Source organism: Rhodococcus kronopolitis, from assembly GCF_042654025.1.
In the GTDB taxonomy this organism is placed as follows: domain Bacteria; phylum Actinomycetota; class Actinomycetes; order Mycobacteriales; family Mycobacteriaceae; genus Rhodococcus_G; species Rhodococcus_G kronopolitis.
On the sequence record NZ_JBHSFO010000002.1, the window covers coordinates 199,859 to 214,748 of the forward strand.

Annotated in this window: 11 protein-coding genes and 1 pseudogene; 3 read left to right on the plus strand and 9 right to left on the minus strand. The window is 71.3% G+C overall.

All coding sequences use genetic code 11. The annotated features are described in order from the left end of the window. Positions 1-10: 10 nt before the first annotated feature. The 3 genes and pseudogenes from ACFO6S_RS21250 to ACFO6S_RS04115 form a co-directional block, all read right to left on the minus strand. Positions 11-1,018 (minus strand): annotated as a pseudogene (locus ACFO6S_RS21250) (ABC transporter permease); the annotation flags it as partial. Then, a complete protein-coding gene (locus tag ACFO6S_RS04110) occupies positions 1,015-2,529 on the minus strand; it encodes a sugar ABC transporter ATP-binding protein (protein WP_378414406.1) in 1,515 nt (504 codons plus the stop codon). The gene ACFO6S_RS04110 and the pseudogene ACFO6S_RS21250, both read right to left, overlap by 4 nt. Next, the gene (locus ACFO6S_RS04115; RefSeq protein ID WP_378414408.1) at positions 2,526-3,458 is read right to left on the minus strand and encodes a ribokinase; all 933 of its coding nucleotides are present in this window, start codon (positions 3,456-3,458) and stop codon (positions 2,526-2,528) included. Before ACFO6S_RS04115 ends, ACFO6S_RS04110 begins: the two co-directional genes overlap by 4 nt. A 200-nt stretch (positions 3,459-3,658) precedes the next feature. Here ACFO6S_RS04115 and ACFO6S_RS04120 point away from each other — a divergent pair, with 200 nt between their 5' ends. Beyond that, entirely contained in the window at positions 3,659-4,678 is a 1,020-nt protein-coding gene (locus ACFO6S_RS04120) for a LacI family DNA-binding transcriptional regulator (RefSeq protein WP_378414409.1), read from the plus strand. A 30-nt stretch (positions 4,679-4,708) separates the two neighbouring features. Here the strand turns inward: ACFO6S_RS04120 and ACFO6S_RS04125 are convergent, their stop codons facing one another. The 3 genes from ACFO6S_RS04125 to ACFO6S_RS04135 form a co-directional block, all read right to left on the minus strand. Continuing rightward, entirely contained in the window at positions 4,709-5,389 is a 681-nt protein-coding gene (locus tag ACFO6S_RS04125; protein ID WP_378414410.1) for a GAP family protein, read from the minus strand. 138 nt (positions 5,390-5,527) lie between these two features. Next, positions 5,528-6,763 carry an aminotransferase family protein gene (locus ACFO6S_RS04130; protein ID WP_378414412.1) on the minus strand — a complete coding sequence of 412 codons (1,236 nt, stop codon included), beginning with the start codon at positions 6,761-6,763 and terminating at the stop codon, positions 5,528-5,530. Beyond that, the gene (locus ACFO6S_RS04135) at positions 6,760-7,413 is read right to left on the minus strand and encodes a Pr6Pr family membrane protein (RefSeq protein ID WP_378415211.1); all 654 of its coding nucleotides are present in this window, start codon (positions 7,411-7,413) and stop codon (positions 6,760-6,762) included. Before ACFO6S_RS04135 ends, ACFO6S_RS04130 begins: the two co-directional genes overlap by 4 nt. A 150-nt stretch (positions 7,414-7,563) precedes the next feature. On the opposite strand from ACFO6S_RS04135, the gene hrpA reads away from it, so the two are divergent. After that, a complete protein-coding gene (hrpA, locus tag ACFO6S_RS04140; protein WP_378414414.1) occupies positions 7,564-11,502 on the plus strand; it encodes an ATP-dependent RNA helicase HrpA in 3,939 nt (1,312 codons plus the stop codon). 42 nt (positions 11,503-11,544) lie between these two features. Here hrpA and nrdR read toward each other — a convergent pair whose 3' ends face one another. After that, positions 11,545-12,009, minus strand: a complete 465-nt coding sequence (gene nrdR / locus ACFO6S_RS04145) for a transcriptional regulator NrdR (protein WP_378414417.1) — start codon at positions 12,007-12,009, stop codon at positions 11,545-11,547. 109 nt (positions 12,010-12,118) lie between these two features. Next, on the minus strand, positions 12,119-12,589 hold the full coding sequence (locus tag ACFO6S_RS04150) for a LysM peptidoglycan-binding domain-containing protein (RefSeq protein WP_378414419.1): 471 nt from the start codon (positions 12,587-12,589) through the stop codon (positions 12,119-12,121). 232 nt (positions 12,590-12,821) lie between these two features. Here ACFO6S_RS04150 and lexA point away from each other — a divergent pair, with 232 nt between their 5' ends. Then, positions 12,822-13,544, plus strand: coding sequence for a transcriptional repressor LexA (gene lexA / locus ACFO6S_RS04155; protein ID WP_378414421.1), 723 nt, complete (start codon positions 12,822-12,824; stop codon positions 13,542-13,544). A gap of 107 nt (positions 13,545-13,651) precedes the next feature. On the opposite strand, the gene ACFO6S_RS04160 is transcribed toward lexA, so the two are convergent. Further along, entirely contained in the window at positions 13,652-14,794 is a 1,143-nt protein-coding gene (locus ACFO6S_RS04160) for an acyl-CoA dehydrogenase family protein (protein WP_378414423.1), read from the minus strand. Between the last annotated feature and the right edge of the window lie 96 nt (positions 14,795-14,890).

Sequence of the window (14,890 nt, forward strand, 5' to 3'; positions counted from 1 at the left end):
CGGACCGGCGTCGACGTCGCAGGGTGTCGAACAGCACCGCCGCGGCGATCACCGCACCGATGACGACCTGCTGCCAGAACGCCGAGACGTCGAGCAGGTTGAGCCCGTTGCGCAGCACCGCCAGGATCAGCGCACCGATCAGCGTGCCGGTCGCGGTGCCGACGCCGCCGGCCAGGCTGGCCCCGCCGATCACCACGGCAGCGATCGCATCGAGCTCGTAGCCGGTGCCCGCCTCGGGCTGCGCCGACGAAAGCCGCGCGGCCAGCAGGATGCCGGCGAGTGCGGCGAAAAGCCCGGACAGCGCGTAGACCAGCAACTGCTGGCGGGTGACGCGGATGCCCGAGAGCCGGGCCGCCTCCGCGTTGCCGCCGATCGCGTACATCGCGCGGCCGGAATAGGTGCGGCGCAGAAGGAATCCGGTGGTCAGCGCGGCCCCCACCAGCACCAGCACCGGGTACGGCAGGAAGCCGAACAACTCACCGCTGCCGAGGGTGCCCAGCCAGCCGTCGACGGGGATGGGGCGTCCGTCGGCGATCACCAGCGCCAGTCCGCGGGCCACGCTGAGCATCGCCAGGGTGGCGATGAACGGCGGCACCCGGCCGGCGGTGATCAGGACGCCGGACACCAGTCCCGCGATCGCGCCGGAGGCCAGGCCCGCGAGCGCGGCCAGCCACAGCGGGGCACCGCCGGTGGTGGCCGTCCAGCCGGTCACGATGCCGGCCAGGCCGGCGATCGAGCCCACGGACAGGTCGATGCCGCCGCTGACGATCACGAACGTCATGCCGAACGCGAGCACCGCCGTCACCGACGCCTGCACACCCACATTGAGCAGGTTGTTCGTGGTCAGGAAGTCCGGGGACAGCAGCGTCAGCAGCAGCACCAGCGCGGCCAGCGCGGCCAGCGGGCCACCGGTCCCTCGGATCGAGGCGACCCACCGCCGCAACGCCCCGTTGGACTGTGTCCGCGCCGCGTCGGGGCCGGCCCCGACGTCTGTGTTCCTCTCGGGCACTGCCCTCATCCTTCCGTCACTGCGAGCGCCATCACGCTCTCCTGAGTTGCCTGCGCGCGGTCGAGTTCGCCGCGGATCCTGCCGTCCGCCATCACGAACACCCGGTCACTGAGCCCGAGCAGCTCGGACAGGTCGCTGGAGACCACCACCACCGTGGTGCCCTCCGCGGTCAGTTCGTTGATCAGTTCGTAGATCTCGGCCCGGGCACCGACGTCGATGCCTCGGGTCGGTTCGTCGAGGATCAGCACCCGTGGCCGGGTCATCAGCCACTTGCCGATCACGATCTTCTGCTGGTTGCCGCCGGACAGGGTCACGGCGAGCTGGTCGAGGCTGTGCACCCGGATTCCCATGCGGCGCACCGACTCCTGAGCCCGCTCGCGCTGGTCGGCAAGGTCCACCAGCCCGCCGCGGGTGCGTTCGCCGAGGGTGGCCAGGCCGAGGTTCTCCTCCACCGAGGCACCGAGCACCAGCCCCTGGCCGCCGCGGTCCTCCGGCACCAGCGCCAGCCCCGCCACGTGCGCGGCCACGATGTCGCCGCGCCGGATCGGCTGCCCCGCCACCAAGACCTCGCCCCGGTCGTAGCCGTCGGCACCGAATACCGCCCGCACCACGTCGGTGCGCCCCGCCCCGACAAGTCCGCCGATCCCGACGACCTCCCCGGCACGCGCGGTGAAGCTGACGTCCTCGTAGACGCCGTCGCGGCCCAGGCCGCGGACCTCGAGGACGACGTCGCCGATCGGGTTCGTCCGCGGGGGGTACTGCTGCTCCACCGACCGGCCGACCATCAACCGCACCAGTTCGTCGGTGTCGGTGTCGGCCGGGACCTCCCCGACCTTGGCGCCGTCGCGCAGCACCGTCACCCGGTCGCCGATCTCGGCGACCTCGCCGAGCAGGTGCGAGATGAAGACCACCCCGACGCCGCGCGCGGTCAGCTCGCGCACGATCGTGAACAGCGCGCCGACCTCCGTGCGGCTGAGCACGGCGGTCGGTTCGTCCATGATCAGGAAGCGGGTGTCGATGCTCAGCGCCTTCGCGATCTCGACCATCTGCCGGTGCGCGACGCCGAGGTCACCCACGGTCGCGTCCACGTCGAGGTCGAGCCCGGTGCGTTCGAGCAGTTCGACGGCCTTGCGACGCATCGCGCGGGGGTCGACGAGTCCGAACCGGCGCGGCGGCCGGCCCAGGAAGATGTTCTCGGCGACGGTCATCTGCGGCACCAGCGCCATCTCCTGGTGGATCGTGGAGATACCCAGGTCCTCGGCGTCGCCGGGGCCGCGCAGCCGCACGACGTTCCCGTCCACCCGGATCTCTCCGGTGTCGGGGTGGTGCACCCCGGCCATCATCTTGATCATCGTGCTCTTGCCGGCCCCGTTCTCGCCGAGCAGCACGTGCACCTCGCCGCCGCGCAGGTCGAAGTCCACCGAGTCGAGTGCCTTCACCCCGGGGTAGATCTTGGAGACGCCGACGAGTTCGAGCCGCGCGGGGGCAGCCGCGGCGCTCACGCCACTGTCGCCCGTCATGCCGAAGCCCCGGCGAGCACCCGCTCGCGGGTGGGCATCGCCGACTGCGCGCCGGGTCCGGTCACCGCGACGGCGGCCGCCCGCACCGCCCATCGCACCGCCGCCGCCAGGTCCTCGCCGCGCACCAGCGCATCGGCCAGCGCCCCGCAGAAGGTGTCCCCGGCACCGGTCGGATCGACCACCGCCTCGACCGGCACCGCGGGCACCACCACGACGCCGCCCGGGCGCACCAGCACGGCGCCGTCGGCGCCGAGCGTGACCACCACCGCAGCGGGCCCCTCGACTCCGGCGGCCAGCTCGGCGGCCAGCTCGGTGGTGGCCGGCTCGGGGGCCCCGGCCAGCAGTGCCAACTCGGAACGGTTGACGATCAGCACGTCGACCCGATCCATCACCGCGCCCGGCACCGGCCGGACCGGCGACGGGTTGAGGATCACCGTGCCGCCGGCGAGCCGGACCGCCTCGACCACGGCCTCGTCGGAGATCTCGAACTGCAGCACGGTGATTCGCGCCTCGCGCAGCGCGAGCTCCGACGCGCGCACCCGCTCGGCGTCGAGTTCTGCGTTGGCCCCGGGGACCACGGTGACGGTGTTCTCACCCTCGTCGTCGACCTGGATCATCGCGATGCCGGTGCTGGTGCCGGCCCGCGGCCGCAGGTTCGCGGTGTCGACGCCCTCCGCCCGCAGGGCGTCGCGGACGACGGCGCCGCCGGCGTCCTCCCCGACCAGACCGACCAGACTCACCCGCCGGCCGAGTCGGGCCGCGGCCACCGCCTGGTTCGCGCCCTTGCCGCCGACGAACTCCGTCACCGACGTGCCGAGCACCGTCTCCCCGGGCGTGGGCAGCCGCGGCACGCGGATCACGGTGTCGATGTTGGCCGACCCCACGACCACGATCTCCGGGGCCTCCACGGCACTCGCCTCAGTGGACATCTGAACTCGCCTCTCGATCAGGGCGGGAAAATTCGGCACGACGACCGGTAACCGTTTTCCGCGACATGCACCCACCATCGCGCATAGTCATCGCGCGAGTCAAGAAGCCGAATCCGGTCGGTTCCTCGACCCTTTGCCTCGTTCGCGGTAACCGGTTACCGTGTGGGTTCCACGATCGGCACGGCAGACTGGGGTCCACCATGAGCGCCACCATCCGCGACGTCGCGAAGCACGCGGGCGTGTCGGTGGCGACCGCCTCACGAGCGATGTCCGGTGAACGCGGCGTCCGTCCGGAGAACCGGGAGCGGGTCCTCGCCGCCGCCACCGAGCTCGCCTACCAGCCGAACATGCTGGCCGCGGCCCTGCGCGGCCGGACCAGCCACACCGTCGGGATGGTGGTGCCGAGCATCTCCAACCCGTTCTTCGCCACCCTCGTCGAGGCCGTCGAGCAGCAGCTCCGGGACGGGGATCGCAGCCTGCTGCTGGCCACCTCCCGCTACGACCCGGAGGTCGAGCGCCGCCAGATCCGGGCCCTGCTCGACCGCCGCGTCGACTCGCTGGTCCTGATTCCCTGTGAGCGCACCCTCAGCCGGGACGCCACGGTCGACGCCGCGACCCGGGTGCCCACCGTCCAGCTCGACCTGCGGGTCGACGGCGACGCAGGCAGTTCGGTCGGCGTGGACAACGAGTCCGGCATGCTGCAGGTGGTCGACCACCTGCTCGACCGGGGAGCCCGCCGGCTGGCCTTCGTCGGCGCCGCGCCCACCGACTCGTCCGCCCAGGAACGCCTGGACGGGTACCACCGGGCCGTGCGGCGCCGCGGCGAGGCCGAGGGCGCCGTCCTGCTCGGGGACTTCAGCACCGAATGGGGGCACCGCGCCGCGCAGCAGATCGTCGCCGCCGGGTCCGTGCCGGACGCGGTGGTCTGCGGCAACGACATGATCGCGCTGGGCGTGCTCGACGGCCTCGCCGCGGCGGGACTCCGGGTCCCGGCCCACGTGCAGGTCACCGGGTTCGACGACACGCCCTACGCCGCCCTGTCTCGACCGGCGTTGACCACGGTGCGCCAACCGCAGGATTCGATCGCCGCCCAGGTCGTGCGGCTGCTCGATGCCGAGTCCGCGCAGCTGCGCAACCCCGACGCCGCGCAGCGGGGCGGCCCGCCGCAGCGCATCGCGATCGCACCCGAACTCGTGGTGCGGGACTCCACCCGCCGCTGACCTCCGGCCCCCGAGCGGGATCGGCACGCGTCAGCCGGCGCGGAGCCCGCCGATCCCGGCAGCGAGCAGCACCACGGCGAACGCGAGCAGCACCGCGGTCATCACCACGGCGTTGTGCCTGATCATCCAGTTCCGGGCGCCCTCGAACACCGCCGTCGCCCGGTCACCGAGCGCAATCCCGAGCACGATCGGGCCGGCCACCCCGAGACTGGCCACCACGACGAAGACCACGAGGGCGACCACCTGCTCGGCGACGACTTCGGTGGCGGTGGCGATCGCGGACGCACCGGCGACGATCAGCACCGTGTTCTTGGGGTTGAACGCGCCGCCGACGAAGGCCAGCCCCAGCGCCTTCGCCGGGGTGATCGCGTCGAACGCGGACATCCACTTCGGGGCCTCCCGCTCGTCCACGCCCCGGGGTCGCCCGCGCCAGTTCCTGGCGGCGAGCAGCATCAGCGCGACGCCGAGACCGATGCGCAGCACGCTCTCCCACGGCGCGGGTCCGGTCTCCGATTCGGGCAGGGCCACGTCGACGACCGCGATCGTGATCGCGGCAACCGTGAAGATCCCGGCGCACCACCCCAGCAGGAACGCGCCGACCACCCGGCGGTCGCCGCCGGTGACGAGCATGAGGGTGATCCCGACGACGGGCATCGAGGCGGCGAGCAGCCCCACCGCGATCGGGAGCGCATAGCCGATCGCGGCAAACACAGAGATCCTCCACAGGTTCACGACTGTCGGCGGTGGACACCTGCGACGGTCATGAGTCTAGCTGTGCGCCCGGCGGGTTCGGCTCGGTCGGACCGGCACGCCGTGGGTCCGGGCGGCGCCCGGACCCACGGCGTGAACTCAGCCCAGCGCCGCGAGGACGCCTGCCGCCATCTCGGCGACCTGCTCGTCGGTCATCACGAACGACGGCGAGAACTGCATCGCCCCGACGCCGGCCGCGCGACCGGAGATGCCGAACTCGCGCAGCGTCTTGACGAACGGCAGCGCCTCGGCCGGGTCCGCGAGCTGCACGGCCGCGACCGCGCCGAGCCCGCTGCGCACCTCCTGCACCCGCGGGTGCGCGGCCAGCGGCGCGAACTGCTCGTGCAGCGTGCGCTCGAGCCGCGCGGACTCGGCGAGCAGGTTCTCCCGCTCCATGATGTCCAGGGTCGCCATCGCCGCGGCGGCCGCACCGGCGTGCCCGCCGTAGGTGTAGCCGTGCCGCCACCAGACCCCGCCCGCGAAGAAGGGCTCGGCGACCTTCGGGGCGATGAACACCGCCCCCATCGGCACGTACCCGGAGGTCAGCCCCTTGGCGGTGGTCACCATGTCGGGCTGCAGGTCGAAACGGGTGGAGGCAAACCAGGATCCGCCGATGCGGCCGAACCCGGTGACGACCTCGTCGACGACGAAGAGGATGTCGTGGTCGCGGCAGATCTCGCGGACCTCGCGCAGGTAGCCCTCGGGCGGCAGGTAGATCCCGCCGGCGCCGATGATCGGCTCGCAGAAGAACGCGGCGATGGAGTCGGCGCCCTCCCGCTCGATCAGTTCGAGCAGGCCCTTCGCGTCGTCCCACGCCACGGTGCGCGCGTCGGCCATCAGCTCGCCGTAGCCCTCCCGGTTGACCGGGATGCCGGCCAGCGCCGTGCCGGCGACATGCATGCCGTGGTACGCCTTCTGGCGGCCGACCACGATCCGCTTGCCCGGCTTGCCCATCTCGTGCCAGTAACGCCGGGCCAGCTTGGCCGCGGTGTCGACGGAGTCGGATCCGCCGGAGGTGAAGAAGATCTTGCTCCCGGGCACCGGCGCGATCGCCGCGAGCCGCTCGGCCAGCGCAGCGGTCGTCTCGGGGACGAAGTCGCCGAAGTTCGAGTAGTGCGCGATCGTCGACAGCTGGGTGGCGACGGCGTCGGCGATCTCCGTGCGGCCGTGCCCGACGTTGGTGAACCACAGTCCGGCCGTCGCGTCGAGGTAGCGATTGTCCTGGTCGTCCCAGATGTACGCGCCCTCACCGCGACTGACGACGAACGCGCCGGCCTGCTGCACCGCGCCCATGTCCGCGAACCCGTGCCACAGCGCGGAACCCTGTGAACTCATGCCTCGACCTCCATCTCGCCACTCTCGATCTCCGCCGTCGTCAACGGACGGGTGTCCGTGCCGTAACGCCAGCGCCGAGCCAGCCTACCTGCGGCGTTGACCGCCAGCGCCATCAGCACGAAGGCCAGCAGCAGCACCACCAGCCCGATCGACAGCTGCAGGTAGCCCTGCTTGATCGGGCTGAGGAACGGGTAGGGGTACCAGTCGACGATCTCCCCGCGGATCAGGGAGTACACCCCGTAGACGAACGGGAACCACAGCCAGCTCACGGCCTGCTTGTCGCTGATCCGCATCCGCGGCGGGTTGACGAGCCAGTCGAGGAGGATCACCAGCGGCAGGATCCGGTGCAGGGAGTTGTTGATCCAGTCGTCGTTGAGGTTCACGTCGATGCCGGCGAGCAGGACGGCGTAGATGATCCCGGTGATGACCATGTAGAGGGTCGTCGCGCCGCGGAAGAGCTGCCAGCGGCGGGACTGCGGGTCGGTGAGCCCGCCGACCGTGAACACGACGACGGTGAGCACGTTGCTCAGGATGGTGAAGTAGCTGAAGTAGTTGGCGACGGAGAACGAGCCGCTGTCGATGTCGCGTATCGGAATCCACGCCAGCGCGACGACGCCGAGGGCGGCGAAGGCCAGTCGCAGCGCGCGCATGATCGGGCTCGTGTGGGGGTACACCGTCGTATCGGTGGTGGCAGCAGTCACCAGCGAATGCTCGCACGCCAAACCGCCGTGCGGCCGGACCGACGCGCACCGTTCCGTGCTGCGCGGACGGCGCGGGGCGTTCGATACGCTGGCACGAGCATGTCGAACACAGAGCCCACCACCCCGCCCGCCGCATCGCCCGCGCCCGCCGCACAGCCCGGCCTCGACCGCCGCGAGCTCAAGAGGCTCCTGACCGACCTCACCCTCCGCGACGAGCACCGGCTCCGCCGCAAGCTCGACCGCGCCCGCACGCCCGAGGCACTCGCCGCGCTGACCCGCGAGGTGAACCAGGCGCAGGCCCGGATCGCCTCCCGCCGGGCCGGCGTGCCGAGGACGAGCTACCCCGAGGGCCTGCCGGTCAGCGCCCGGCGCGACGACATCGCCGCCGCGATCGAGGCCCACCAGGTGGTGATCGTCGCCGGCGAGACCGGCTCCGGCAAGACCACGCAGATCCCGAAGATCTGCCTGGACCTGGGCCGCGGCGTGCGCGGGCTGATCGGGCACACCCAGCCGCGCCGGCTGGCCGCCCGCACCGTCGCGGAGCGGATCGCCGAGGAGCTCGACACCGAGCTCGGCGAGGCCGTCGGCTACACCGTCCGGTTCACCGACCAGGTCTCCGACGGGACCCTGGTCAAGCTGATGACCGACGGCATCCTGCTCGCGGAGATCCAGCGTGACCGGCTGCTGCGCCGCTACGACACCCTGATCATCGACGAGGCCCACGAGCGCAGCCTCAACATCGACTTCATCCTCGGCTACCTCCGCGAGCTGCTGCCGCGGCGGCCCGACCTGAAGGTGATCATCACCTCCGCGACCATCGACCCGGAGCGGTTCGCCGAGCACTTCACCGTGAACGGCGTCCCGGCGCCGATCGTCGAGGTGTCCGGCCGCACCTTCCCCGTGGAGATGCGGTACCGCCCGCTGAGCGTCGACGTGGGCGAGCAGACCATCGACCGCGACCCCGTCGACGCCGTCGGCGAGGCGGTCGAGGAGCTGATGGCGGAGGGCGACGGCGACATCCTGGTGTTCCTGTCCGGCGAACGCGAGATCCGCGACACCGCGGACGCGCTGCGCGAACGCAACCTGCGCGGCACCGAGATCCTGCCGCTGTACGCCCGGCTGTCCGCGGCCGAGCAGCACCGGGTCTTCGAGCGGCACACCGGCCGCCGGGTGGTGCTCTCGACGAACGTCGCCGAGACGTCGCTGACGGTGCCCGGCATCCGCTACGTGGTGGACCCGGGCACGGCCCGCATCTCCCGCTACTCGGTGCGCACCAAGGTCCAGCGGCTGCCCATCGAGGAGATCTCGCAGGCCTCGGCCCGCCAGCGCGCGGGCCGCTGCGGCCGCGTCGCCGACGGCATCTGCATCCGGCTGTACTCGGAGGAGGACTTCGAGTCCCGGCCCGAGTTCACCGAGCCCGAGATCCTGCGCACCAACCTGGCGTCGGTGGTCCTGCAGATGACCGCCCTCGGCCTCGGCGACATCGCCGCGTTCCCGTTCGTGGAGGCGCCGGACCCGCGCGCCATCCGGGACGGCATCGCGCTGCTCGAGGAGCTCGGCGCGATCAAGCCGGCGGGCAAGGACGCGGTCGCCGAGCTCACCCCCGTCGGCCGCGAGCTGGCCCAGCTGCCGGTCGACCCGCGGATGGCCCGGATGCTCGCCCAGGCCCACAACACGGGCTGCCTGCGCGAGACCCTGGTCATCGTCGCCGCGCTGTCGATTCAGGACGTGCGCGAGCGGCCCGCCGAGCACCAGCAGGCCTCCGACGAGAAGCACGCCCGGTTCAACGTCCCCGGGTCGGACTTCCTCGCCTACCTCAAGCTCTGGGACTACCTCCGCGAGCAGCGCCGGGAACTCTCCTCGAACCAGTTCCGCAAGATGTGCAAGAGCGAGTTCCTGCACTGGCTGCGGATCCGGGAGTGGCAGGACCTGCACGGCCAGCTCGCCCAGATCACTCGTGGCCTGGGCTGGACCGGCAACGACCAGCCCGCGAGCGAGGCCTCGGTGCACCAGGCGCTGCTGTCCGGGCTGCTCTCGCACATCGGCCTGCGTGAGGGCGAGAAGCGGGACTACCTCGGCGCCCGCGGCGCCCGGTTCGCGGTGTTCCCCGGTTCGTCGCTGTTCAAGAAGCCGCCGCGCTGGGTGATGGCCGCCGAACTGGTGGAGACCAGCCGGCTGTGGGGCCGGATGGCCGCCGGCATCGAACCGGAGTGGGCGGAGCAGCTGGCCCCGCACCTGGTCAAGCGCACCTACTCGGAGCCGCACTGGTCCACCAAGCGGGCCGCCGCGATGGCCTACGAGCGGGTCACGCTCTACGGCATCCCGCTGGTGGCCAAGCGCGCCGTCGGCTACGCCACCATCGACCCGGAGGCCTCGCGGGAGCTGTTCATCCGGCACGCGCTGGTGCAGGGCGAGTGGCAGACCCAGCACAAGTTCTTCCACCAGAACCGCGCGCTGCTCGACGACGTCGAGGAGATGGAGACCCGGGCCCGACGCCGCGACATCCTGGTCGACGACGAGACGCTGTACGAGTTCTACGACGAGCGCGTCGGCCCGGAGGCGGTGTCCGCCAAGCACTTCGACACGTGGTGGAAGCAGGCCCGCCGCACCGACCCGGACCTGCTGACCTTCACTGCCTCGACGGTGGTCAACGCCGACGCCGCCGGCGTGTTGGGCGGGGACTACCCGAACACCTGGCGCCAGGGCGAGATCTCGTTCCCGCTGACCTACCAGTTCGAGCCGGGCACCGAGGACGACGGCGTCACCGCTCGCATCCCGGTCGCCCTGCTGGCCCAGGTGCGCGACGTCGGCTTCGAGTGGTTGGTCCCCGGCATGCGCGAGGAACTGGTCACCGCGCTGATCAAGTCGCTGCCGAAGTCGCTGCGGCGCACCGTGGTCCCGGCGCCGGACTACGCCCGGGCGGCGCTGTCCGCGGTGAAGGCCCGCGCCGAGCCGCTGACGGTCGCGATCGCACGGGAACTCTCGCGGATGGCCGGCGCCCCCATCGCGCCCACCGACTTCGACCTGACCGCGATACCGGACCACCTCCGGATGACCTTCGTCGCCGTCGATCCCGGCGGCAAGGTGCTCGGGCGCAGCAAGAGCCTGCGCCAGCTGCGCGAGCAGCTCGCCCCGCGGGTGGCGAAGGAGGTCTCCCGGGCGACCGCGACCACCGAGCGTCCCGCGGCCACCGTGTGGACGTCGGAGACGCTGGGGTCGCTGCCGGAGTCGGTCTCCCGCAACCTCGGCGGGCAGAAGGTCGTCGGGTACCCGGCGCTGGCCCCGGAGGCCAGTGGCGTCGCGGTGCGGGTGTTCGCGACACCGGCCGAGCAGCGCCGGGCGATGCGGGACGGCACCCGGGCCCTGCTGCTGCGCGCGATCCCGACGCCGACGAAGTCCGCCGTCGGCGGGCTCGGCACCCGGGACCGGCTGGCCCTCGGGCAGAACCCGCACGGCAGCATCGAGGCGCTGGTGGAGGACTGCCGCGCCTGCGCGGTGGACGCGCTGATGGACGCGCACGGCGGGCCGTCCCGCACCCCCGAGGGATACCAGAAGCTCGAGGCCGCGGTGCGACCCGAACTGCCGCGACAGGTTGCCGCGCTGGTCCGGCTGGTGGTGCCCGTGCTCGACCGGGCGCACCAGCTTCGGCTGCTGCTCGACCGCACCTCCGGCGAGGCCGCCGACGACGTCCGCGAGCAGCTGGAGTCGCTGGTGTACCCCGGGTTCGTCGCGGACACCGGCGCCGTGCGGCTGCGCGAGCTGCCGCGGTACCTCGAGGGCGCGATCAAGCGGCTCGAGGCGCTACCCGGCTCCGCCACCCGTGACCGGCAGGCGCTGGTTGCGCTCGACGCCGTCTACGAGGACTACGCCCGACTGTTGGCCCGGCTGGACCCGCGCCGCCAGTCCGACCCGGACGTCGAGGCGATCCGCTGGCTGATCGAGGAGCTGCGGGTGAGCCTGTTCGCGCAGTCGCTGGGAACGCCACAGCCGGTGTCGGACAAGCGGGTTCGCAAGGCGATCGCGGCAATCACCAAGTAGCTCCCGCCCCGTCGGGCGCCCGAGGCGGCCGGCGGGCGGAGGCTACTCGCCCTCGCTGCTCTCGCGGTGCGTGCGGAGATCCTTGATCTCGCGTTCGAAGTCCTCCGCGGAGCTGAACGACCGGTACACGGAGGCGAACCGGAGGTAGGCGACCTCGTCGAGGTCGCGCAGCGGGCCGAGGATGGCCAGGCCGACCTCGTTGCTCGGCACCTCCGCGGAGCCACCGGCCCGGATGGTCTCCTCGACCTTCTGCGCCAACTTGTAGAGCGCGTCGTCGTCCACGTGCCGGCCCTGGCAGGCGCTGCGGACGCCGCGCACCACCTTCTCGCGGCTGAACGGCTCGGTGACGCCGCTGCGCTTGACGACCGAGAGCACCGCGGTCTCGACGGTGGTGAATCTGCGGCCGCATTCCGGGCAGGACCGACGACGACGAATTGCCTGTCCCTCGTCGGCTTCCCGAGAGTCGACGACGCGGGAATCGGGATTCCGGCAGAACGGGCAGTGCATGGCGAATCCTTCGTCAGAGCCGAGAAGCCCGATGCGACCACAGGATGTGGCAGGGCCGACAGGACTCGAGGATACCGCCGAGCGGATGACGTGCGCGCGGATCCCCACCTCAGCCCACCGAGTCGACCGGCACGACCAGGGACTGCCCCGCCTGCACGCCCACCCCGGCCAACCCGTTGAGCTCGACGATCCGGGTGACCATCCGGCCCACCGGCGCCGCCGGCGCCACCCGGGCCGCGAGCTGGCCGAGCGACTCGCCGCCACGTACCTGCACCACCGCCGTCTCGGTGGGCAGGGACTGCGGACCCGACCAGCCGAGCCCGACGAGGACCACGACCGCGAACGCGGAGCCCAGCACCCCGAGCAGCATCGCCGAGAGACCGGCCCCGTCGCGAGCGGCCCGGTGCGGCGCCGCCGACACCGGCACCCGCGCGCGGCCGTACGAGACGAATCCGGCGGGCCGACTGCGCGAATCGATCCTCGCCCGGCCGCGCCGCTCGACACGGCGCCGGTCCAGACCCCGCTGCGCGAGACCGCGATGCTCGCGAAACGCTCCGCTGCCGTCGACTGTCACGCTCATCAGAACCTCCACGCTCGTCGGAACCGTCGCCGGTAGGTCGATCGGGTTCGATCAAGTTCTCGTTCACGCGTTCGAAAGAACGCATGTTCGATTTCTACCACGCGGTTCCGGCAAAGTCGCGCACCGACGAAGAAAATGTCGAACAGATGTTTGGAAACACCAGGACAACGCGCTAGATTCGAGGCACACGTCACGCAGTCCGCTCGAATCGCGCTACGCAGGAGGCCCTCTCATGAAGCAGAAAAGCTCCAACGGCTCGGCGACCGCCACCGGCGCCAGCCGAACGGCGGGGCTCACGGACCGGCAGCGGCGGGTCCTCGAGGTGATCCGCGCGTCGGTCAGCGAACGCGGCTACCCGCCGAGCATCCGCGAGATCGGCGACGCCGTCGGCCTCACCTCCACGTCCTCGGTGGCGCACCAGCTGCGCACCCTGGAGAAGAAGGGCTACCTGCGTCGCGACCCGAACCGGCCCCGGGCAGTGGACGTGCGCGGCCTGGACGACGGCGTGGCCGCAACCAACACCGAGGCGGGCTTCGAGCACGCCGCACAGGGCGGCGAGAGCCCCGAGTCGGCGCAGCCCAAGCCGACCTTCGTGCCGGTGCTCGGTCGGATCGCCGCCGGCGGCCCGATCCTCGCCGAGCAGGCCATCGAGGACGTCTTCCCGATGCCGCGCGAGCTCGTCGGACAGGGAACCCTGTTCATGCTCAAGGTCGTCGGCGAGTCGATGCGTGACGCCGCGATCTGCGACGGCGACTGGGTGGTGGTGCGCCAGCAGTCCGTCGCCGACAACGGCGACATCGTCGCGGCCATGCTGGACGGCGAGGCCACCGTCAAGACGTTCAAGCGGACCAAGGGCGAGGTGTGGCTGCTTCCGCACAACCCGCTCTTCGATCCCATCCCCGGCAACGACGCCGTGATCCTCGGCAAGGTCGTCACGGTGATGCGCAAGCTCTGACCGCGGAGCCCGACACCCGCGTGCACACCGAGGGCCGCGACGGATACCCGTCGCGGCCCTCGGTCGTCTCCCCCGCCGCCGTCCGACGCCGGGCGATCAGCCCACGGTCAGAGGTTCAGGCCCCGGCCGATGATCTCCTTCATGATCTCGGTCGTGCCGCCGTAGATCGTCTGGACCCGGGAGTCCATGTACGCCTTGGCAATCGGGTACTCGCGCATGTACCCGTAGCCGCCGTGCAGCTGCAGGCACCGGTCGATCAGCTTGACCTGCGCCTCGGTGGTCCACCACTTGGCCATCGCGGCCTCCTGGACGGTGAGCTTGCCGAGGTTGAGCTGCTCGATGAACTTGTCCACCAGAACCCGGACCGCGGTGGTCTCGGTGGCGAGCTCGGCCAGCACGAACCGGGTGTTCTGGAAGCTGCCGATCGACTTGCCGAACGCCTTGCGGTCGCGGCAGTACTGGATGGTCATCTCCAGGCAGGACTCCATCGCGGCGGCCGCCACCACTGCGATCGACAGCCGTTCCTGCGGCAGGTTCTGCATCAGGTAGATGAAGCCCATGCCCTCCTCGCCGAGGAGGTTGGCGGCAGGCACCCGGACGTCGGTGAAGCTCAGCTCCGCGGTGTCCTGCGCCTTGAGACCGATCTTGTCGAGGTTGCGGCCCCGCTCGAAGCCGTCCATACCGCGCTCGACGACCAGCAGCGAGAAGCCCTGCGCGCCCTTGTCCGGGTCGGTGCAGGCGACCACGATCACCAGGTCGGCGTTGATGCCGTTGGTGATGAAGGTCTTGGAGCCATTGAGCACCCAGTGGTCACCGTCGCGGACGGCGCGGGTCTTGATGTTCTGCAGGTCGCTGCCGGTGCCCGGCTCGGTCATCGCGATCGCGGTGATGATCTCGCCCGAGCAGAAGCCGGGCAGCCAGCGCCGCTTCTGCTCCTCGTTCGCGAGCTTGATCAGGTACGGCGCCACGACGTCGTTGTGGAGCATGAAGCCGACGCCACTGAAGCCGCCGCGGGTCGTCTCCTCGGTGATGATCGCGTTGTAGCGGAAGTCCTCGACGCCACCGCCGCCGTACTCCTCGGGCACCGCCATACCGAGGAAGCCCTGCTCCCCCGCCTTCTTCCAGACCTCGCGGTCGACGATGTTCTGCTCTTCCCACTTGTCGTGGTTGGGAGCAACCTCCTGCGCGAGGAACTTCTGGTAGGACTCACGGAAGAGTTCGTGCTCGGGCTCGAAAAGCGTGCGTTCCATCAAGGCTCCTGTGTGATCGGGCTTACCTGGCTGCCAGGGTAGGCCCGCCCCGCGGAGACGGTCGATGACCCGAACGATCGACATCTGTGACCCGAC